Below are 21,081 nucleotides of genomic sequence, written 5' to 3' on the forward strand. Positions count from 1 at the left end.
ATACTATTAATTGTTGTATGTAGTTTATTATATAGAAGGTTAGTAAAAATGAACAAAAGCCAGTACCGTTGTTGAACTAAAGGTACTGGCATTTCATAAATTAAGAAGAATGACTTTTAATCTCTTTTATCGCCTGTGTAAATTGTTGTTTTTCTTTCTTAGAGACATCTACTTCTCCGTATCGTGCTTTTTTATAAATCGCTTCAAATTCTGCTACGTGAATATGATTGATGTCTAGACGGTGTAGCCATTCATGGACAGTTTCATTGACTTTTCGACCTCTTCCCTTTTTAGCCATATAATGTTCAAGACGGTCAAACCTTTTCCGAATCATTCGATTTCCATGAGATGAATACATTCCTCTCCCATACATAATGGTTGTATGACTAACATCGTTATTAATGGCTAGCGGTTGTACTTTATGAGAAGGGTCATTTGTAGCATGAGCTTTTCTTTTGAACAAAAGATAAATAACTAACCCTGCAATGATAACAATCAAAACATACATAAAAGTGTTATTTCCGGTAGCGTCTTGATTAAAATTATTTTGCACTAGCTGGTCTAATCTTTCTTCCTCTTTGCCTTCGGTCTCGAATAGTTCTGGAATTGTCAACGGAGGTAATGGTAATTTCGAAACGATCCATGATATTGCGATAAAAGCTCCGGTAGCAACATATGCAATGCCAAGCGTCACTACTTTATAAATCATCGGAATAATAATTTTACCAACAAAAACGATCGTAATTACGATTAATAGAGAAAGTAACCCCCATAACCGGTTCGCCGTCTGACCTCCTGACAGTTCATTATTTTCCCGCCTAACGATTGGGAAGAATAATACCTGTACTACTAATAAATACAACATTTCGGGTTTGTTTAATACTAATACAATAGGGATGACTAACATCGAAACGATCATATGCTTCTCAAAACTTTCCCATTTTCTTAATTTAAGATGAACTAGAAGCCTCCAAACAGAAACGATAGAGATTGCAGCTGCTTCAATTACTGGGATATTAAGAAATAAGGCAACAACAAATAGAAATGGGATGTATAATAAGGCTCCTTGATTAAAGGCTTTTCCCTCCATTTTATATATGATCATTGCAATTGGGATTGCACCCACGACATATAGTAAAAAAAATAAACTTACTGGTACAATCTCATTAGTGAATATAGATAATAAGACTATACAGAAATACACGATCAAACTTTCGTAAAGATAATTTATAAAAGGGACGTAATTCGCTTTAAACCAGTTAAGCAAGTGCATCACTCCTTAACTTGAATGGCTGTAAATATCCATATTCTTCATTGTTTTCCACATTAAATAGTGACATACCACCGCGTGACCAGGATGCAAGGTAGTTTGCAATGGTTGATCCATAATCACCGAAATATAGCACGATTGCATCTTCATCAATTCTCCTGTCTAGAGAGTGGAAAAAATGGTTAATATGCTTGATGTAGTTCCCTTCATTGATTCTTGCAAGCATTTCGAGTGCAATGGATAGGTGTTTACCCCCAGTTCCTGGCTCCAAATGAAAGATTGAATCATTGCTGTTTGTAACTACATTTGCGTATATTTCAAAAGGGATATTTTGTTTGTAGGCATATTGACATATAAATGCAACATAGCTTATGTAGTCCTCCATCTCTTCTGACAAATCAAATGACATTTGACGATCTTTTAAAACATTTAATATGATCGTCCATTTATGGTAAACTGTTTTGTCATATTCCTTAGTCATTAGCTGACCGTTCTTTGCGGACAAATTCCAATGTATACGTGAAAATGGGTCATTGGCAGCATACTCTCTTGCACCTCTAATACGTGATACGTCCTCAAATAAAGAATGTGGGTAAATTTGTTCTCCAGCCCTCATCTTACTAAATGTTTGTATGTTTGCTAACGGTTTTGGTTCTGGATAAACAAGTATTTCTTGTCCGATCCCCCAAGTATTATAGTGTGATACCGTTCCTATATGAAATGGGTCAAATATTTGTAAATTAATCTCTCTTATACGTGTGACCCCTCTTTTATTGGCAACGATGTTTACAGGATATGATTTGGATGACTTGTATTGATATGTAAGAGGTAGTTTATAAGGTGACCTCTTAGCCATAACATTATCGTACAATTTAGGGATATTTGTACATTTTATTGTATTATTGCATGTAAACGTTACGTTTCCTTGAAGTAATGGTAGTATACCTTTATGATGCAACTTCAAATACAATGTAGCTTCATCGTTTGGAAACATCCTTATGGTCGTCTTCTCATCTTCAATGCGAATGTACTTCCCTATATTGTTCAAATATAAATAGATGAAAAAATATAATGAGCACAATAGGAAAATACAAAAAAATAAAATATTAGATTTGATAAAGATGAATTCGATAAATAGCAATAAAGAAACCAACCAAATAGATCGGGAAAATATGGTAGGTATGTGCACCGTTTTATACCAATTCATTATAGTGTGGCTCCTGATTCAACCGGTACTTCAACTGAATCTATAATATGCTGTATGATTTCATGAGATTGTGTTTTTAACATACCCTCTGTTGAAAGAACAAGTCGATGACTCAATATGTATGGTGCAAGTTCTTTAACATCTTCAGGGATACAATAATCTCGCTCTTTGAGAAAAGCTCTTGCTTGAATGGCTCTCATGAAAGCTAATGTACCCCGTGGGCTTACGCCTGTTTCAATGAGATCAGATTGTCGTGTTGCATGGATAATTGCTAGAAGATATGTTTCAATATCTTCAGATATTTTGATTTGTTTTATCTCATCTTGGTAGTTTAATAGTAGTGTTGAATCAACAATACTTTGTATATGTTTAAGCGGGTCTTCATTGCGATAGCGTTTAATCATTTCTTTCTCTTCATCAAATGAAGGATAGCCGACAGGAATAACCATAAAAAATCGGTCAAGTTGAGCATCTGGTAATGGAAATGTTCCGTGCGATTCAACAGGGTTTTGGGTGGCGAATACAATGAATGGCTCTGGTAATTTGTATGTACGACCATCAATTGTTACTTGTCGCTCTTCCATTGCCTCAAGTAAGCTGGATTGTGTACGAGGTGTTGCTCGATTAATTTCGTCAGCTAGTAAAATATTTGTATTTACTGGACCTAAGCGTAATTGAAAATCCTGTTCTTTAGGATTGAAAAATTGAATTCCAGTAACATCGCTTGGAAGTACATCAGGGGTGAATTGTATTCGTTGAAAAGAGCCATTAATGAGTGAAGCAAACGTTTTAGCTAGTTTTGTTTTTCCTGTACCAGGAACATCCTCCAGAAGTACATGACCCTTGCTTAGAATGGATACTAACAAAAGCTCGGTCACTTTTTCTTTGCCAATTAACACTTCGTTAACCGAATTTTGGAAATTTTTTAAAATCGAAGACATAGTTATCACCTTTCTTTGTAAGATTCGTAGTTATTTAATGTATTAGATGGGATTATTAGGATGATTATCATTATATAATAAATTTTTTATATATGAAATAAGAACTACAGACAACTTACCATTAACTGTTGTAGGTTCGCTTTCAGGTTGTGATACAAGCATCATATCACATATAAGTGTATTAACCGAAACGTAAAGTTAGGTGCAACATGATATAATAGAAATCAAGTATAATTCCAAAATGGCTGTTTTCGCATTGACCTACTAAGATATAAAAACGTAAACATTTATCTTCTGTCGTGCCTTTATTACTATAAGATTGTGGGACTTAAATGTCATTCTTAGTAAAAATAGCAACGAAGTTTACGAAAAGAGCATTTTAAATAGATTTATTTCAACTGTATAAGTTTATAATTGTCGAGCTTAAGGTGTCTTGAGGCCATAAGTCAATCTTTCAATAATGTAACAAGTATCTTTTTCGCCAGCTTATTTTAAGCTTGTCACCTATAAATCGTCGCTTTACACATTTGGAATCCCAGTTTTAGGCGCTCATCGCCTCAAGTTGCTTAGTCCACCATGTGAAATGGTTGCAACTCTTGTAGGGGGTTAACAAGGTGTCTATGTATTACTTAAATTATGGAGGTTTGTTATATGAAAATAAAATTAGGATTGCTGTACGGAGGGAAATCAGCTGAACATCAAGTTTCATTGCAAACAGCACTTGCAGTTATTAAGGCATTAAATAAAGATAAATTTGAAATCCATCCCATTTTCATAACGAGTAATGGGGAGTGGGTCCGTGGTAAGCAAATTACAGATTCAATAGATAATGTAAGTTCTTTAACATTAGTCTCGGAAGAAAATTCAATTGTCCCTAATACTTTTGCTAATGAGCTTTTCAAATCTTCACAAAGTGCTGATGGCAATCAGGATTCACTTGATGTCATTTTCCCATTACTCCATGGGACAAATGGAGAAGATGGTACTGTGCAAGGGCTACTGGAATTATTGAACCTTCCTTATGTTGGGAACGGAGTATTAGCATCAGCAACGGGAATGGATAAAGTGATTATGAAACAATTGTTTGCCCAAGCGGGGCTAAAACAAGTGAATTACGTAGGCTTCACTCGTAACGAGTGGCATAAGTTAAAGGAAGAAGCATACGAACAAGTAGAGGAGCAGCTGGGTTATCCATGCTTTGTAAAACCTGCAAACCTAGGATCAAGTGTAGGAATTAGTAAATGTAATAGCCGTGATAGCTTGGAGAAGGCTTTCGATGAGGCTTTCACTTACGATCGTAAAATAATTATTGAAGCTGCAGTAGTTGGTCGTGAAATTGAAGTAGGTGTACTTGGTAATGATGAACCGGAGGTTTCGGTTGCGGGAGAGATTGTACCTAAAGACGATTTTTACGATTATAAGGCAAAATACGAAGACGGAGATACTGCGCTAATCATCCCAGCCGATATAACAACATCAGAGTATGAAAAAATTCATAAAATGGCTATTAAAGCATTTAAGGCAATTGATGGCACAGGTCTAGTCAGAGCTGATTTCTTCCTAACAGAAGATAGTGAAGTTTATATTAATGAAGTGAATACAATGCCAGGCTTTACACCAGTTAGTATGTTTCCATTATTATGGCAACATACTAGTGTCACATACCCTCAATTAATCGAAAAGCTTGTGCAATTAGCAATAGAACGACATGAAGAGAAACAACAAATTAAATATACATTTTAAGTAAAGGATGATCGATAAATGATTAGACGAACATTACAAGAAATTGTTGAGATGGTTTTAGGAGAAGCAGTGCAATTTCAACATAATGGGCAGTTTATCGAGGGTGTATCTATTAATTCACGAGAAATTCAACATGGGAACTTGTTTATCCCGATCATTGGGGAACGCTTTAATGGACATGATTTTGTTAACGATGCGTTTGAACAAGGAGCCGTAGTTTCTCTATGGCAAAATGGGCAACCAAATATGCCAAAGGAAAGACCGTTAATTGTTGTTGATGACACACTTATGGCATTACAAAAGCTTGCTACACAATATCGACAGCAGCTAAATGTTAAGGTTATAGGTATTACAGGTAGCAATGGAAAAACAACAACCAAAGACTTAATTTCAGAAGTGCTTTCTACTAATTATAAAGTACTGAAAACAGAAGGTAATTTTAACAATCATTATGGGTTGCCTTTGACGCTATTACGTTTGGAAGAAGATACCGATATTGCAGTTCTTGAAATGGGAATGAGTGATCGTGGCGAAATACAATTACTATCTGAGATTGCTCGCCCTAACGCAGCTGTAATTACAAACATCGGAGAATCTCATTTGCAAGATTTAGGATCACGGGAAGCCATATGTGAAGCGAAGCTAGAAATATTAGCAGGGTTACAACCTGGTGCTCCCCTTGTGTACAATGGTGATGAGCCGCTGCTTTTAGAACGGGTGTCTAATCTGGATGGAGAGTTAATTTCATTTGGTAAAAATGAACGAAATAATTTTAAGGTAACTTCCATTTCACAACAAAGTGACCAAACTCTTTTTTCAATTAATCAATCTCAGAGCATTACATATATTCTTCCAGTGTTAGGGGAGCATAACGTCTATAATGCACTTGCAGCTATTGCAACTGCACGATATTTTCATGTTTCTTGGGATAAGATAAAAGAAGGTCTAGAGAAAGTTAAACTTACGAACATGAGAATGGAACGTATAGTAGCACCTTCAGGTTTAACAATAATTAATGATGCCTACAATGCTAGTCCTACTTCCATGAAGGCTGCGATTCACCTACTAAATGAACTACCGAACTTTTCGCGTAAGTTTGTTGTTTTTGGAGATATGCTAGAGCTAGGGAATAACGAAATTGAATTTCATCGTTCTATAGGAAAAATGTTATCACCAGCAAAGGTTGATTACGTATTTACTTTGGGCAGATTAGGAGCAGAAATCGCCCATGAAGCACAAAAAGTATTTCCAGCAGGGAGAACAAGAGTTTATAGTGATAAAAAAGAACTTATTAGAGATGTAAAGGAAATTATACAAGCTAATGATGTAATGTTGGTCAAGGCATCGCGTGGGATGGCGCTTGAGGAAGTTGTTGAAGCATTGAAATGATAGGTTGTTTATGCATTCATGGATTTACAGGTGGTCCTTACGAAGTTCAGCCATTAGTCGACTATTTAACTCAAGAGACTGATTGGGAAATTGTCACACCTATACTACCTGGTCATGGTGAACAACTCTCGTTGAGTGGTGTGAGATACACTAATTGGATTGATTGCGTGGAAGAAGAGCTGAAGAAATTGTTAGACAAATTCGACATCGTATATTTAATTGGGTTTTCAATGGGCGGTGTAATTGCTAGTTATTTAGCAGCGAAGTACTCAATAAGAAAACTTGTCTTATTGAGTGCAGCTGTATATTATACGAATCCAAAGCAACTTATTAGTGATGTACATGATTTATTCAAGCTAGGGTTGCAAGGAAAAATAAACGAAAATGAATTATATGAGAGGTATAAGAAAAAAATAATTGCAACTCCTCTTAGTGCAATAATTCAGTTCCAACAGCTCGTTCGAAAGGTTAGACCAGCTTTAAAGAAAATCTCTGTACCTACATTGATTGTGCAAGGGAAATGTGATGGGATTGTTCCAATGAAAAGTGCAGAGCATATACATCAAACAATCAGTTCTACAAGGAAGAAACTTATTTATATAGAGTCAGCCAAGCATCATGTCTGCTACTGTGACGAGCGTAAGGAGCTTTTTTCTGAGGTATATACCTTTTTAATGGAGTAGGAGTTTATTTACACATTTAGAAGTTGTTGGACAAATAGGAACAACTATTTAGTAATAACATTAATTTAATTTCATTAGAAAATTGCAAATGAATATTATTAGTGATATGATGTTGGTTTGGTACTTCATTATTAAATAAGCTCGAAGTAATGTTCGGATGCAAAGTAACTGTAGTTATTATGAAATAGATGTAAAAAGGAGTTAGAAATCAATTGATCATGTTTAATGAATTAGGTTTAAGTGAGCCTTTATTAAAGGCTATTAACAAGATGGGCTTTGAAGAAGCAACCCCTATTCAAGCTCAAACAATTCCGCTCGGTTTGCAGGAAAAAGATGTTATTGGACAAGCGCAAACAGGTACTGGAAAAACTGCTGCGTTTGGTATTCCATTAATTGAGAAAATTAATATAGCTGAAGATAAGACACAAGGTATTGTTATTGCACCGACTCGGGAATTAGCAATTCAAGTGTCAGAGGAGCTATATAAAATTGGATCGTATAAAGGTGTAAGGATCCTTCCTGTTTATGGTGGACAAGATATTGGTCGTCAAATTCGTGGGTTAAAAAAACGTCCTCATTTAATCGTTGGAACGCCTGGACGAATGATTGATCATATTAAACGTAAAACTTTACGTTTAGATAATATTCATACTGTTGTGCTAGACGAAGCAGATGAAATGTTAAATATGGGATTTATCGAAGACATTGAGTCGATTTTATCTCATATTCCAAATGAACGCCAAACATTACTTTTTTCAGCAACAATGCCTGGTCCAATTCAAAGAATTGCTGAACGGTTTATGAATAACCCTGAAGTAGTGAAAGTAAAAGCAAAAGAAGTGACTGTTCCTAATATTGAGCAGTATTACATTGAAATTCATGAAAAGAAAAAATTCGACATTTTAACACGTTTATTAGATATTCAATCTCCTGAGTTAGCAATTATCTTTGGTCGAACAAAACGACGTGTAGATGAGTTATCAGAAGCTCTTTCTCTACGTGGTTATTCAGCTGAAGGTATCCACGGAGATATGACGCAAGCAAAACGTATATCTGTGTTAAGAAAGTTTAAGGCAGGTTCTATAGACGTCCTAGTAGCAACAGATGTAGCTGCGCGTGGTCTAGATATTTCTGGAGTCACTCACGTATATAATTTTGATATTCCACAAGATCCAGAGAGCTATGTTCATCGCATAGGTCGTACAGGTCGAGCTGGTAAGACGGGGGCAGCTATTACATTTGTCACATCAAGAGAAATGAGTCACCTTAAGAATGTAGAACATACGACTAAGAGAAAAATGGAGCGTATGAAGCCACCTACACTCGATGAGGCTCTTGAAGGTCAACAGCATCTCGTTATTGATAAAATTGTAGAAACTGTTGAAAAAGGAAACGTATCCTTTTATAAACGAGCTGCAGAAGAGCTGCTTGAGGATCATGATTCGGTATCAGTAGTTGCAGCAGCAATTAAATTAATGACGAAAGAACCTGATCAAACGCCAGTTAATTTAACATCAGAACCGCCTTTACACATGAAAAAACAACAAAGGTCACAAGGTGGTAATAGTCGAAATCGTCATAAAGGCCATCATTCAAAGTCACGTCAACATTCAAATAGGAATCATCGTGGCAACCCGAAAAGAAGACCAAGAAAACAAGAATCAAGATAAATTAAGAGGTGCAAAGCTGATAAGCTTTGCACCCTTTTTACGTGGAACGAGGCTTAAGGATGTCTTGTTGTAGAACTTTTCCCTTGAGGATAAGCTTTACCAGTCAATTCTCCAAATTTATCGGTTATTTTATACAATATACTGGTCAAACTTACAGGTTTAACAATCAATATGCTAATTTATAGATCGATTGACTGCTTTTGATTATAAAACCCTTTTTATACCAAGAGTAATTTTGTATATAATAATAAGTTATAGTGTGTGTTTAAATTATGCTATGAATTTGAACATCCTCTTATAGACACGAAAAGATACAGTAAGGAGGAGGAAATTGTGAGAAATGCACCTATAAATCGAATAAGCAAACGTGCATTGCCGGTTTGGCGTATCGGTGGAATAATCGAATTTTTAGTGTCGTTAATTGCTTTTATTGTATTACTTATACTTACGATTATTTATCGTTGGCCAATATGGATTATTGTAGTTGGTTTATTGCTCACTTTGATAATGGGTTATATATTTATTATGCTTATTCCTAAATTAAGGTGGAAGCGATGGAGATATGAGGTGAACGAACATGAAATAGATATTCAACACGGCATATTTATTATTAAACGAACATTGATACCGATGGTCCGTGTTCAGCATGTTGATACGAAACAAGGCCCTATACTAAGAAAATATAGTCTTGCTACTGTTACAGTATCAACAGCAGCAACTGTTCATGAAATACCTGCTTTAGATCTTAATGAAGCAGATGAACTAAGAGATAGAATATCTATTTTAGCGAGGGTGGAGGATGATTAATGTTTGAAAAACGTCGTCTTCATCCAATATCAGCACTACTATCTATAATTAGCTTTATTAAAAGTCTCATTATCCCGATTATAGTTTTCTTTTTCATTGGCTCAGGTGATGACGGTATGATCTTATCATATGTGAAGTTTATATCGTTTGGAGTAGGCTTCATTGGTGTGTTAGTTGCAGGATTTCTCTACTGGTACAGCTATACATATAGAGTGGAAGATGGAGAATTACGAATTGAACACGGCGTGTTTATTAAAAAGAAACGGTATATCCCCATAGAAAAAATCCAAACCTTTGATATTTCTCAAGGGGTTCTGCATCGTTTATTCAAATTGGTTAAGGTTAGAGTAGAAACTGCTGGTGGTGGTAAAGAGGCAGAAGCAGAGTTAACAGCTATAACCTCTATAGAATCAAGACAACTTGAAAGAGCGTTGATGGAACAAACGGCCCAACAATTTGAGGAACAAATGGAGGAAGAGCATACTCATTCATTAGCTGAGGAAGGGAAGGACAAAGTACTATTTAATTATAAAGTTTCTACAAAGGAACTTCTTATTGCTGGATCAACTTCTGGTGGTATTGGTGTAGTACTATCAGCTATTATTGCTTTCTTTTCACAATTTGAAGAACTCATACCATATGAAATAATTGTAAATCGATTTGAACAGTATTTAAATCTTGGTCCATTGCTCGTAATAATAACTGCTATGTTTGCTATATTTATTGCTTGGGTTATTGCATTCATTAACACGATGTTAAAATACGGGAATTTTACAATTGAAAAATATGAAAATGAATTAGTTATAATTAGGGGAATCATTGAGAAGCGGAAGGTTACTGTCCCATTAGGAAGAATACAAGCAATTAGAATTTCAGAAAATATTATTCGTCAACCTTTAGGTTTTGCTACTGTATTTGTTGAAATTGCTGGGGCATCAACTGATATGGAGTCAGGTATGTCAACAATGCTATTCCCTATTATAAAAAAGAAAAAATTAGCAAAATTAATAAATGAGATATTAGTTGATTATCACATTCCGATATCTAAAACTAAGCTTCCAAAACGTTCATTAATAAGGTACATGTTAAGATCAATTTATCCTGTAACTATAATTGTAGTGCCAATGGTAATATTTTTACGCCCTTGGGGTTATGCATCTATTTTGTTATTTGTAGTTGCTATGGTATTTGGTTATGTGAAGTACAGAGGTGCACAATGGTCATTAGATGAAAAACAACTGTTCATGCAATTTCGTACTATTGGTAAAACGACAGTATTAATGCAAAGGAAGAAAATACAAGCTTGTACAATGCAGCAGTCATATTTTCAGAAAAGAAAAAGCTTATGTACTATAACATCCTCCATAAAATCAAGCGCAAGTGGTAAACATTTTAATATGATTGACATGGAGTTTTTTGAAGGGCGAGCTGTTCATGAATGGTATTCAAATGGAGGAAGTAATCGCTCGGAAAATGTAAATAGTGAACATTTGCCTATTAGTTTATTGAATAGGAGCTAAACGATATGATATGTATGGGGGCTATAAGTATAGTTCCTTTTTTATTATATATATTATTGTTGTAACATAATATTTCAAATTATAGTTATTTTTATTGTAAAGGAATTGATCCTAGTTAAAGCTGCAAATATTGATCAAGAAGATAATTACTTTATTCAAAAAAACGTATTCGAAAGTTTCGAATACGTTTTTTTTACTAGTAATAAGGAAGCGTATGTTACGGTGCTGTCATCATACGAAACGACATTACCTAGCAAATAAACCTAGTATGACCAGAAAGATGATAATTAGCCAAATGAGATTGTTTTTAGTAAATAGATTCGAGTAGTTTACAGGACGTCTTTGTGATTCGACATAAGTATAAGATGATGTATTCTTTGTAATAAGTAGGGGAGCTAAAATGGCTCCACCGATTAGCCCGAATAAATGAGCGACTACATTAATATTTGAATTTATAAATGTCATGATTAAACCGATTACCAAAATGGTTATAATGACTTGGGAATTGGCATGGTCAATTAAATCTTTTCGGAATTGAACAATATACAAATAAACCCCGAACAAGCCGAATATAGCACCAGACGAACCTACATGCGCATATTGTAATGGCTCGATGAAGTATGTAGCTATATTTGCAATAAAACCAGCACCAATATAAACAACGATGAATTTCCATTTTCCTAGCATTTTTTCAAGAGCAGGGCCAAACAATATGAGTGAAAATGAATTCAACAGCATATGACCAAAACCACTATGAATAATAATTGGTGTAAATAAACGCCAATACTCTCCTTGTGATATAAGAAAGTTCATCCCAACCATTTGTTGGAATATTGTATTTGACATTGTTGTAGGAATGGCTAAAATCAACCAAAATAAAAGATGAATAGCAATGATAATTGAAATAATAGGATATAAAAACAAAAAGGTGCGAAAGTTTTCGGTTCTCGTAAACATAAATTAATTTCTCCTTTACGTTTATATCTTTCTATATAGTATTATTAAGTAATTATTATATGCATAGAGAGGGTTTTCATATGATTATCGGAATTGGGATTGATATCGTTGAAATAAAACGTGTAGCCAGTACTCTTGAAAGACAAGGCGAAAGATTTATAAATAGAATTTTAACACAAAATGAACAAAAAAAATTTAATCAGCTCCAAGGGCCGAGACAAATAGAATTTTTTTGTGGTAGATTTGCTGCGAAAGAAGCTTATTCAAAAGCTCTTGGCACGGGGATTGGGAAGGAAATTAGCTTTTTAGATATTGAAATTACTTCAAATGAGCAAGGAAGGCCAATCATCGAAATTTCCGGTGAAAATCATATACATCTTTCGATATCTCACAGTCAAGAATATGCTGTAGCTCAAGTAATAATTGAAAGCTCGTCAAGCTAGTCTGCATATTGTGATACTTTGTCTCATATATTTTTATAGCGATAGGTGAGCGGATATGATCATCGCTCTAAGCTACTTAGAAAAGAGGCAAAGGGGCTGAGAAGGAAAATGAGGAAGATAGTATGGTTGTTTTTTGTACTTAGTGTTCTTCTTGCACTTGTAGGTTGTGGGAATAAATCGCAAGAAGATGTTGTAAACGCACTAGACTCGAAGGTTGAAGACATGAAGGGTTATAAAACTGAAGCCAAGATGACCATTCAAACTGGAGATGAACCACAAGTTTATGATGTAGAGATTTGGCATCAAAAGCCGGATAATTACCGTGTCAATTTAAGAAATACTGAAAGAGATCAAAGTCAAATGATTCTACGAAATGATGAAGGTGTATTTGTTCTAACCCCAGCGTTAAATAAAAGTTATCGATTCCAAAGTGACTGGCCAAACAACAGTAGTCAGCCGTATCTTTATGAATCAATCGTCAATGATATAATGCAAGACACAGAAGCGACATTTGAAGCAAAAGATCAATTTTACGTATTTGAGACAAAAACGAACTATCAAAACCATAAAATGCTACCTAGGCAAGAAATCACAATTAATAAAAAAGACTTGTCACCATCAGTTGTAAAAGTGATGGACCCTGATTATAAGCCTTTAATAACTATTGAATTTGGGAAGATGGAATTTAACCCTAGTTTTGATGAAGATGCTTTTGATACGAAGAAGAATATGACTGCTGCGAGACTAGATGATTTATCAATTGTTAGTTCGACTGACTTATCCTTTCCGGTATACTATCCGAGTGACCAACTCGTCGGTGTAACACAACAAGAAGAAGTGACAGTTGAAACAGAAAACGGGAAACGAATCATTATGACATACGGTGGTGAGAAGTCTTATACGTTGATTCAGGAACAAGCATTTGATGTTCCAGCAATGAGTTCTGCAACGATTATGAATGGTGATATTGTCAGCTTAGGAGACTTCACAATTGGAGCTTTAACAAATAATAGTCTGACTTGGACGTATAACGGGGTTGATTTTATGCTCGCTTCTGAAGATTTAACTCAGGAAGAAATGATCATGATTGCGAGTTCTGTTAAGAATCAATCAATTAAATAGAAAAACCCCAAACAGGCTCTACAATACACGCTAGGCCTGTTTTCTTTTACTTGACAAAGGAAGATATACAGCTAATAATCATTTATACTAATGGTAATATAAGAAGAAAGGGTTTTGTTGATTTTGTCAACTTTTCACAGAGATACATGGGTAGAGATAAATTTGGATCATATCCATGATAATGTTCAAGCTATGAGAAATCACATAGCGGATGATGTCCAAATTATAGCAGTCGTAAAAGCAAATGCATACGGTCATGGTTATACTCAAGTTGCACGTACAGCACTTGAAGCTGGAGCCACCATGTTAGCTGTTGCTTTTATGGATGAAGCGATATTTTTAAGAAAGCATGGTATTCAAGCCCCGATCTTAGTAATGGGCGCTACAAGGCCTGAGGACCTATCAGATGCTGTAAAATTTAATGTTATTATTACTATATTTCAAGCAGATTGGTTACATGAAGCTCTTAAGTCTTATCATGAAGATCAAGCAATACATTTGCATGTGAAGTTAGATACGGGTATGGGAAGGTTAGGGGTTAGAACCGAAGCTGAATTAAAAGAAATCGAAACCGTGGTAAACAATGATAAAAGACTAGTTTTACACGGTGCATATACTCACTTTGCAACTGCAGATGAAATAAACACAACATACCTTGAGCAACAATATAGTTTGTTTCAGCAGATGTTAGATTGGTTTGTTGAAAAACCTTCAATGATACATTGTGCAAACAGCGCCGCAGCACTAAGGTTCCCACATCAACTATTTAATGCAATAAGATTCGGTATTTCGATGTATGGGCTAACTCCATCTGTAGATATAAAGCCACAATTACCTTTTCCATTGAAGGAAGCTTTTTCTTTGCATAGTCGTTTATCTCATATAAAGCTAGTCTCGCCTGGCAATAGCGTTAGTTATGGCGCCACCTATACGACTAAACAAGAGGAATGGATTGGAACAGTACCAATTGGTTATGCCGATGGCTGGTTACGGAAACTGCGTAACAATGAGGTATTAGTTAACGGAGAGAGAATTCCAATTGTTGGTACAATCTGCATGGACCAAATGATGGTAAAATTAGATAATGAGGTGCCAGTAGGTACTCAAGTAACATTAATTGGTCAACAGCTTAATAACTTTATACAAGTAGATGAGATAGCTGAGCAATTAGATACAATAAATTATGAAGTTACTTGCATGATTAATTACCGTGTTCCACGGCTTTATATTAGGAATAATAGTGTTATTGAAGTGGTAAATCACTTGAAGTAGGAGGATGGTTTTATAAAAAAATACTATTGTAATATAAACTTTATGAATAAAAATACCTTTGCCTAGACGATAATAGATAAGAATTTACTTAGTTACGCTTTGCATCTAAGGTGTTTAGTGGTATGATAAATGTTAGAATGGAATGATAATGTGTAGTGTACTGGTGGAGGTGTATGTTTGTGTCTGAATCTAGCGCAACGACAGAAATATTAATTAGGTTACCAAAAAACTTAGTAAATGAATTAGATGTTCTAGTAAAACAAGAAGAAGGTAATCGAAGTGAGGTTATTTATCAAGCTACAAAAATGTACCTTCGAGAACGCAAGCAGCGTCAAATACGTGAGTCGATGAGACGTGGTTATATGGAGATGGCAAAAATAAATTTAAGCATTGCATCAGAAGCCTTTTTAGCTGAATACGAAGCTGAACATACAGTAGAACGCTTAGTTAGCGGGGGGTAATCGTTTGATTGTTAAACGAGGCGATGTGTATTTTGCTGATTTATCCCCAGTTGTTGGCTCTGAGCAAGGGGGCGTTCGCCCTGTACTTGTCATTCAGAACGATATAGGCAATCGTTTTAGTCCAACTGTCATAGTAGCTGCTATTACCGCTCAAATACAAAAAGCTAAACTGCCTACACATGTTGAAATAGATGCAAAGCGGTATGATTTTGAACGTGACTCTGTAATACTGTTAGAGCAAGTTCGGACAATCGATAAGCAAAGGTTGACTGATAAGATTACTCATCTAGATGAAGAGATGATGGATAAAGTGGACGAAGCTTTACAAATCAGTTTAGGACTAATTGATTTTTAGATTTTCATATATGGAAAAAAGCCACACTGTAGTGGCTTTTTTATTTTCTTATCTAGGTATTTATTATATGGATGAGTTCTACTTATATTTTAGATAAGAAATTTAGAATATTTTTATAATTTTATGATCATTGTAGGGGGTATCGCATTGACTGTGGAATATACGATGGAAAAGCACTCAATATTAATGAATTCAATAGCTAGTGAACTAAAAATTTCAACTAAACAAATTAATAATGTTATTTCATTGCTGAATGAAGGTAATACGGTGCCATTTATTGCACGATATCGTAAAGAGCTTACTAATGCTTTGGATGAGGTTCAAATTCGAGCTATTCAAGAGAAATGGACATATTTACAAAATCTCGAGTCGCGTAAAGAGGAAGTTATTCGCTTAATAAGTGAACAGGGGAAGCTTAGTGAAGAACTGAAAAGAAAAATAGAAGAGACGACAAAGCTGCAGCAAGTAGAAGATTTATATCGTCCATACAAGCAGAAAAGGCGTACAAAAGCAACGGTTGCTAAGGAAAAAGGTTTGGAGCCTTTTGCAAAGTGGATAATGGATTTTCCGAAAAATGTAAATGTTGAAGACTATGCGCAACAATTCATATCGAAAGAGAAAGAGCTAGTTTCTGTTGAAGAAGTATTACAAGGTGCAAAAGATATTATTGCAGAATGGATATCAGAGGACGCAACTATTAGGCAATGGATTCGTAAAGAAACATTACAAAAAGGTAGAGTTGAATCTTCTGTAAAAGATGAAGCTGCTGATGAAAAAAAGGTATTTGAAATGTATTATGAGTTTGGGGAGTTAATTAATAAAATTGTTCCCCATCGTGTACTCGCTATGAACAGGGGTGAAAAGGAAGAAGTTCTGCGTATTTCAATTAAGCCACCGATAGAACAAATTTTAAGTTATGTACTTAATTCTGTCATAAAACAAACAGACTCTTCTGTTAACGTATATGTAACTGAAGCGATTGAGGATAGTTACAAAAGGTTAATTCAACCTTCTATTGAAAGGGAAATCCGCAAAGAGCTTACTGATAAAGCAGAAGACCAAGCGATACATATTTTTTCAGAGAATTTAAGAAACCTGCTACTGCAACCCCCGTTAAAAGGCAAGGTTGTGTTAGGTGTTGACCCTGCATATCGAACAGGGTGTAAATTAACTGTTGTAGATGAGACAGGAAAAGTGTTGCATATTGATGTCATCTATCCACATCCTCCAGCGAAAAAAATAACTGAAGCAAAGGATAAAGTCATTTCTACTTTAATAAAGTTCGACGTAGAGATGATTGCAATTGGGAACGGTACTGCGTCAAGAGAAACCGAGCAATTTATCGCCGAGACCATAAAGGAAACTAATTCAGACATATACTATTTAATTGTCAATGAGGCTGGAGCTAGTGTTTATTCCGCTTCCGATTTAGCAAGAGAGGAATTTCCAGAATTACAAGTAGAAGAGAGAAGTGCCATTTCTATCGCAAGGCGTTTGCAGGATCCTTTAGCTGAACTTGTGAAAATCGACCCTAAATCAGTAGGTGTAGGCCAATACCAGCATGATGTATCTCAGAAAAAGCTAAACGATTCTTTAACTTTTATTGTAGAAACAGTTGTAAACCAAGTAGGTGTTAATGTAAACACTGCCTCCCCTTCACTTCTTCAATATGTAGCAGGTTTATCAAAAACTGTTGCAAAGAATATTGTGAAGCAAAGAGAGGAGAGTGGGAAATTTAGTAATAGATCTGAACTGAAGAACATTCCGCGCCTTGGTTCAAAAACGTATGAGCAATGTATTGGTTTTCTTCGTATTAATGATGGTGACTCACCTTTGGATCGGACGAGTATTCACCCCGAAAGTTATGAAATAACAAGGTTGTTACTTGAGAGGCTTGGATTAACAATTGACCAAATAGGGTCAGGTGAATTAATTCAAGCGATGGGTAATGTATCAATAGATGAGATGTCAGTAGAATTAAGTGTTGGTAAATTAACGTTGAAGGATATTGTTGAAGCTCTTAAACGTCCAGAAAGAGATCCTAGAGATGATTTGCCAACGCCATTATTAAAGAAAGACGTATTGCAACTAGAAGATTTAGAAAAAGGTATGGAATTACAAGGGACAATTCGTAATGTAGTAGACTTTGGCGCGTTTGTTGATATTGGAGTTAAGCAAGATGGCCTAGTTCATATTTCAAAGCTAAGTAACCGGTTTGTTAAGCATCCACTGGATGTTGTGGCTGTTGGTGATGTTGTAACAGTATGGGTTGATGATGTTGATGAGAAGAAAGGAAGAGTTTCCTTAACGATGTTAGGTGCAAATTAATAAATGTATAAAACACTGCTATTTAATTAGTAGTGTTTTTTCTGTAAAAAAACCAGCATTGGTTAAGAAGCCTAATTTGATAGGAGTTTTTTTCATAATAAGCCTTTTGTATTTGGTTTTTAAACCAAGTTGGCATAACTATACCCTCCTTAATTTTAGATGATGTTTTCTTCTTATATTAAATGGCTGTTTTCGTATTGATTGTTGTTTTTTGTTCTAATATATAAGCACGTATAAACATAGCGGCCGTGGCATCTTTTCAACTTTTACAATTATTTAGAGTTCATAAGACTTTTCATACTGTCCGTTTTTATTAAAAATAGCAACAATGTTTACGAAAAGAGCCTATTAAATGGAACAGCGCTAGATGGAGACTTTATGAGGTCGCCATTGTTAAAGATACTTTTCATATGTGTATGATATGGTTTTTATAGTCTTAAGACGAACGAAAATTATATTCGTGTTTAGTCCATATTACGAAAAGCAACAAGAAAATAGTTTAGATTGTAGATGAAACGAATTTGTATGTGTAGTATTTATTTTATGCAATAATAGCTTGTTAGGTTTCATTTTCTAAGTAATTGGTGAACTTATTGTTGAGAATAAGGAGGAATAGTAATGGACGATCGTCAACTTCAGGATTTAGTAGAAGAAGTATCCCGGTTATCCTTTGGTAAGCCATTTAGACATAAGGCCGTATTTAATAATAGGCTACGAACTACTGGTGGGAGATATTTGCTAAAATCTCATAACATTGAATTGAATGTAAAGTATTATCAAGAACATGGGATAAGTGATTTGATCGATGTAATTAAACATGAGCTATGTCATTACCATCTTCATATTGAAGGTAAGGGGTATAAGCATAGGGATAGAGATTTTAAACAACTTCTTACATTAGTTAACGCTCCGAGGTTCTGTAAACCTATTCAGGCTGCTACAAAAAACAAGAAATATGAATATATTTATGAATGCATAAAGTGTCAAAAACAATATATGCGAAAAAAAAGAATGGATATGAATAAATATGTATGTGGTCAATGTAGAGGGAAAATAAGATTGCTTGACTTAAAATAGAAATCGTGATAAATTATAAAAGCGTCGCTGATGTAAGATGACAGATAATAGCCTATCATAGTCTTGACAACGATTGTATAGCTGAATATAATATGAAGAGTTGACATTTATTCCACAGTAGCTCAGTGGTAGAGCTATCGGCTGTTAACCGATCGGTCGCAGGTTCGAATCCTGCCTGTGGAGCCAAGGAGAAGTACTCAAGTGGCTGAAGAGGCGCCCCTGCTAAGGGTGTAGGTCGCGTAAGCGGCGCGAGGGTTCAAATCCCTCCTTCTCCGCCAGTGACCAGTTGTTTCTAGGCCCGTTGGTCAAGTGGTTAAGACACCGCCCTTTCACGGCGGTAACACGGGTTCGAATCCCGTACGGGTCATATATTATTTATGGGATGTGAGGAAGTTTAATGTGCAAACGCATATTAAATACTCGCCTCCCATTTCTTAACTCATGATGAGTGAAGTTTCGCTATCATCATAGGGAGGATTAGCTCAGCTGGGAGAGCACTTGCCTTACAAGCAAGGGGTCGGCGGTTCGATCCCGTCATCCTCCACCATTTATTATAAATTATTAGGTCCCGTGGTGTAGCGGTTAACATGCCTGCCTGTCACGCAGGAGATCGCGGGTTCGATTCCCGTCGGGACCGCCAGCTATATACTGTTCTACGTATGTAATAACAAGAATTAAGCATACTACTTATGGAGATCTCAATTACAAAGATCCATAACAATATATCTAAATATTATTGGGCTATAGCCAAGCGGTAAGGCAACGGACTTTGACTCCGTCATGCGCTGGTTCGAATCCAGCTAGCCCAGCCATTGTTAATTTTTATGTTATTAGGCATTAGCTCAGTTGGTAGAGCACGGCCGAGTATTCGTCGGAGCAAAACCACTGCGCACAAATCGAAAACATCATGAGTATACATGTAGGGATTTGGGTGTCTAGTTTTTTTAAAAAAATCTTTTAGTTTTACTTTTATGTTTACGAGCCATTAGCTCAGTTGGTAGAGCATCTGACTTTTAATCAGAGGGTCGGAGGTTCGAGTCCTCCATGGCTCACCATATATACGCGGGTGTGGCGGAATTGGCAGACGCGCTAGACTTAGGATCTAGTGTCCTTGTGACGTGGGGGTTCAAGTCCCTTCACCCGCACCAATGATTATTTTTTTATGCGGTCGTGGCGGAATGGCAGACGCGCTAGGTTGAGGGCCTAGTGGGGGAGACCCCGTGGAGGTTCGAGTCCTCTCGACCGCACCAAAAAAACACTTGCAATTATATTTGAATGGTGTTATTATATAAAAGTTGCTGATTTAATTAGCGCCCGTAGCTCAATTGGATAGAGCGTCTGACTACGGATCAGAAGGTTATGGGTTCGACTCCTTTCGGGCGCGCCAGTTAATTTCAAACGAAATTTGACTCCAATCCCATGATACGGGAAGTAGCTCAGCTTGGTAGAGCACATGGTTTGGGACCATGGGGTCGCAGGTTCAAATCCTGTCTTCCCGACCATTATAAAATAATATATAAGCGGGTGTAGTTTAGTGGTAAAACCTCAGCCTTCCAAGCTGATGTCGTGAGTTCGATTCTCATCACCCGCTCCAAAAAAACAAAAAAAGATATTGACATCACAATGAACAAGATGTTATATTAGTAAAGTCGCTTCTGAGCGATAGCAACAAAAAATGTTCTTTGAAAACTAAACAAAACAAAAGCGTCAACGTTAATTTTTTGAACAAATGAGCAATCAAACTTTATTGGAGAGTTTGATCCTGGCTCAGGACGAACGCTGGCGGCGTGCCTAATACATGCAAGTCGAGCGAACCAAAGGGAGCTTGCTCCCGGA

General features: G+C 35.9%; 18 protein-coding genes, 12 tRNA genes and 1 rRNA gene. 26 read left to right on the plus strand and 5 right to left on the minus strand.

Translation table 11 applies throughout. From position 1 onward, the window contains the following. Nucleotides 1-100 precede the first annotated feature (100 nt). The 3 genes from ACSVDA_RS19735 to ACSVDA_RS19745 form a co-directional block, all read right to left on the minus strand. Nucleotides 101-1,267, minus strand: coding sequence for a hypothetical protein (locus ACSVDA_RS19735; protein ID WP_485885446.1), 1,167 nt, complete (start codon nt 1,265-1,267; stop codon nt 101-103). After that, complete coding sequence (locus ACSVDA_RS19740) at nt 1,260-2,264, minus strand: DUF58 domain-containing protein (RefSeq protein ID WP_485885447.1); 1,005 nt, start codon at nt 2,262-2,264, stop codon at nt 1,260-1,262. Before ACSVDA_RS19740 ends, ACSVDA_RS19735 begins: the two co-directional genes overlap by 8 nt. Nucleotides 2,265-2,476: 212 nt before the next feature. Beyond that, the gene (locus ACSVDA_RS19745; RefSeq protein WP_485885460.1) at nt 2,477-3,409 is read right to left on the minus strand and encodes an AAA family ATPase; all 933 of its coding nucleotides are present in this window, start codon (nt 3,407-3,409) and stop codon (nt 2,477-2,479) included. Between the two features lie 660 nt (nt 3,410-4,069). Here ACSVDA_RS19745 and ACSVDA_RS19750 point away from each other — a divergent pair. From ACSVDA_RS19750 to ACSVDA_RS19775, 6 genes are all read left to right on the plus strand, one after another. Then, a complete protein-coding gene (locus tag ACSVDA_RS19750) occupies nt 4,070-5,161 on the plus strand; it encodes a D-alanine--D-alanine ligase (protein WP_485885448.1) in 1,092 nt (363 codons plus the stop codon). Between the two features lie 18 nt (nt 5,162-5,179). Further along, the gene (locus tag ACSVDA_RS19755) at nt 5,180-6,550 is read left to right on the plus strand and encodes a UDP-N-acetylmuramoyl-tripeptide--D-alanyl-D-alanine ligase (RefSeq protein WP_485885449.1); all 1,371 of its coding nucleotides are present in this window, start codon (nt 5,180-5,182) and stop codon (nt 6,548-6,550) included. Beyond that, nucleotides 6,547-7,233 carry an alpha/beta hydrolase gene (locus ACSVDA_RS19760; protein WP_485885450.1) on the plus strand — a complete coding sequence of 229 codons (687 nt, stop codon included), beginning with the start codon at nt 6,547-6,549 and terminating at the stop codon, nt 7,231-7,233. The genes ACSVDA_RS19755 and ACSVDA_RS19760 overlap by 4 nt, the downstream gene beginning before the upstream one ends. A gap of 218 nt (nt 7,234-7,451) precedes the next feature. Continuing rightward, nucleotides 7,452-8,903 carry a degradosome RNA helicase CshA gene (gene cshA / locus ACSVDA_RS19765; RefSeq protein ID WP_410629414.1) on the plus strand — a complete coding sequence of 484 codons (1,452 nt, stop codon included), beginning with the start codon at nt 7,452-7,454 and terminating at the stop codon, nt 8,901-8,903. Between the two features lie 333 nt (nt 8,904-9,236). Further along, nucleotides 9,237-9,710 (plus strand): PH domain-containing protein, encoded by a 474-nt coding sequence (locus ACSVDA_RS19770; protein ID WP_485885451.1) that lies wholly within the window; start codon nt 9,237-9,239, stop codon nt 9,708-9,710. After that, nucleotides 9,710-11,230: a PH domain-containing protein gene (locus ACSVDA_RS19775; RefSeq protein WP_485885452.1), complete on the plus strand. Its 1,521-nt coding sequence runs from the start codon at nt 9,710-9,712 to the stop codon at nt 11,228-11,230. The genes ACSVDA_RS19770 and ACSVDA_RS19775 overlap by 1 nt, the downstream gene beginning before the upstream one ends. Before the next feature lie 246 nt (nt 11,231-11,476). On the opposite strand, the gene ACSVDA_RS19780 is transcribed toward ACSVDA_RS19775, so the two are convergent. Further along, a complete protein-coding gene (locus ACSVDA_RS19780) occupies nt 11,477-12,187 on the minus strand; it encodes a rhomboid family intramembrane serine protease (protein WP_485885453.1) in 711 nt (236 codons plus the stop codon). Between the two features lie 80 nt (nt 12,188-12,267). Here ACSVDA_RS19780 and acpS point away from each other — a divergent pair, with 80 nt between their 5' ends. The 6 genes from acpS (at nt 12,268) to ACSVDA_RS19810 (ending at nt 18,168) form a co-directional block, all read left to right on the plus strand. Continuing rightward, entirely contained in the window at nt 12,268-12,630 is a 363-nt protein-coding gene (gene acpS / locus ACSVDA_RS19785; RefSeq protein WP_485885454.1) for a holo-ACP synthase, read from the plus strand. A 108-nt stretch (nt 12,631-12,738) separates the two neighbouring features. After that, on the plus strand, nt 12,739-13,752 hold the full coding sequence (locus ACSVDA_RS19790) for a LolA family protein (protein ID WP_485885455.1): 1,014 nt from the start codon (nt 12,739-12,741) through the stop codon (nt 13,750-13,752). A gap of 123 nt (nt 13,753-13,875) precedes the next feature. Then, on the plus strand, nt 13,876-15,024 hold the full coding sequence (gene alr / locus ACSVDA_RS19795; RefSeq protein WP_485885456.1) for an alanine racemase: 1,149 nt from the start codon (nt 13,876-13,878) through the stop codon (nt 15,022-15,024). A 179-nt stretch (nt 15,025-15,203) separates the two neighbouring features. Further along, nucleotides 15,204-15,485, plus strand: coding sequence for a CopG family ribbon-helix-helix protein (locus tag ACSVDA_RS19800; protein WP_214484439.1), 282 nt, complete (start codon nt 15,204-15,206; stop codon nt 15,483-15,485). Between the two features lie 4 nt (nt 15,486-15,489). Next, on the plus strand, nt 15,490-15,840 hold the full coding sequence (ndoA, locus tag ACSVDA_RS19805; protein ID WP_214484440.1) for a type II toxin-antitoxin system endoribonuclease NdoA: 351 nt from the start codon (nt 15,490-15,492) through the stop codon (nt 15,838-15,840). A 165-nt stretch (nt 15,841-16,005) separates the two neighbouring features. Continuing rightward, complete coding sequence (locus ACSVDA_RS19810; protein ID WP_485885462.1) at nt 16,006-18,168, plus strand: Tex family protein; 2,163 nt, start codon at nt 16,006-16,008, stop codon at nt 18,166-18,168. A 22-nt stretch (nt 18,169-18,190) separates the two neighbouring features. Here ACSVDA_RS19810 and cmpA read toward each other — a convergent pair whose 3' ends face one another. Next, nucleotides 18,191-18,304, minus strand: a complete 114-nt coding sequence (gene cmpA, locus ACSVDA_RS19815) for a cortex morphogenetic protein CmpA (RefSeq protein WP_214484441.1) — start codon at nt 18,302-18,304, stop codon at nt 18,191-18,193. Between the two features lie 482 nt (nt 18,305-18,786). Here cmpA and ACSVDA_RS19820 point away from each other — a divergent pair, with 482 nt between their 5' ends. From ACSVDA_RS19820 to ACSVDA_RS19885, 14 genes are all read left to right on the plus strand, one after another. Beyond that, complete coding sequence (locus ACSVDA_RS19820; RefSeq protein ID WP_485885457.1) at nt 18,787-19,245, plus strand: SprT family protein; 459 nt, start codon at nt 18,787-18,789, stop codon at nt 19,243-19,245. Nucleotides 19,246-19,356: 111 nt separating this feature from the next. Next, nucleotides 19,357-19,431: transfer RNA gene (locus ACSVDA_RS19825), tRNA-Asn, on the plus strand. Nucleotide 19,432: 1 nt separating this feature from the next. Further along, nucleotides 19,433-19,523: transfer RNA gene (locus ACSVDA_RS19830), tRNA-Ser, on the plus strand. A 17-nt stretch (nt 19,524-19,540) separates the two neighbouring features. Beyond that, a tRNA-Glu gene (locus ACSVDA_RS19835) sits at nt 19,541-19,612 on the plus strand. 104 nt (nt 19,613-19,716) lie between these two features. Next, nucleotides 19,717-19,792 (plus strand) — tRNA-Val (locus ACSVDA_RS19840). Nucleotides 19,793-19,809: 17 nt separating this feature from the next. Continuing rightward, nucleotides 19,810-19,885: transfer RNA gene (locus ACSVDA_RS19845), tRNA-Asp, on the plus strand. A gap of 97 nt (nt 19,886-19,982) precedes the next feature. Next, nucleotides 19,983-20,057, plus strand: a tRNA-Gln gene (locus ACSVDA_RS19850). Nucleotides 20,058-20,224: 167 nt separating this feature from the next. Next, nucleotides 20,225-20,300: transfer RNA gene (locus ACSVDA_RS19855), tRNA-Lys, on the plus strand. 7 nt (nt 20,301-20,307) lie between these two features. Then, nucleotides 20,308-20,393, plus strand: a tRNA-Leu gene (locus ACSVDA_RS19860). Between the two features lie 16 nt (nt 20,394-20,409). Then, nucleotides 20,410-20,495 (plus strand) — tRNA-Leu (locus tag ACSVDA_RS19865). Nucleotides 20,496-20,555: 60 nt separating this feature from the next. After that, a tRNA-Arg gene (locus ACSVDA_RS19870) sits at nt 20,556-20,632 on the plus strand. Between the two features lie 38 nt (nt 20,633-20,670). Further along, nucleotides 20,671-20,747: transfer RNA gene (locus ACSVDA_RS19875), tRNA-Pro, on the plus strand. 18 nt (nt 20,748-20,765) lie between these two features. Next, nucleotides 20,766-20,839 (plus strand) — tRNA-Gly (locus ACSVDA_RS19880). Between the two features lie 150 nt (nt 20,840-20,989). Further along, nucleotides 20,990-21,081: ribosomal RNA gene (locus ACSVDA_RS19885) — 16S ribosomal RNA — on the plus strand; the annotation flags it as partial.

Source organism: Cytobacillus sp. Hm23 (assembly GCF_051842895.1).
In the GTDB taxonomy this organism is placed as follows: domain Bacteria; phylum Bacillota; class Bacilli; order Bacillales; family SM2101; genus Nanhaiella.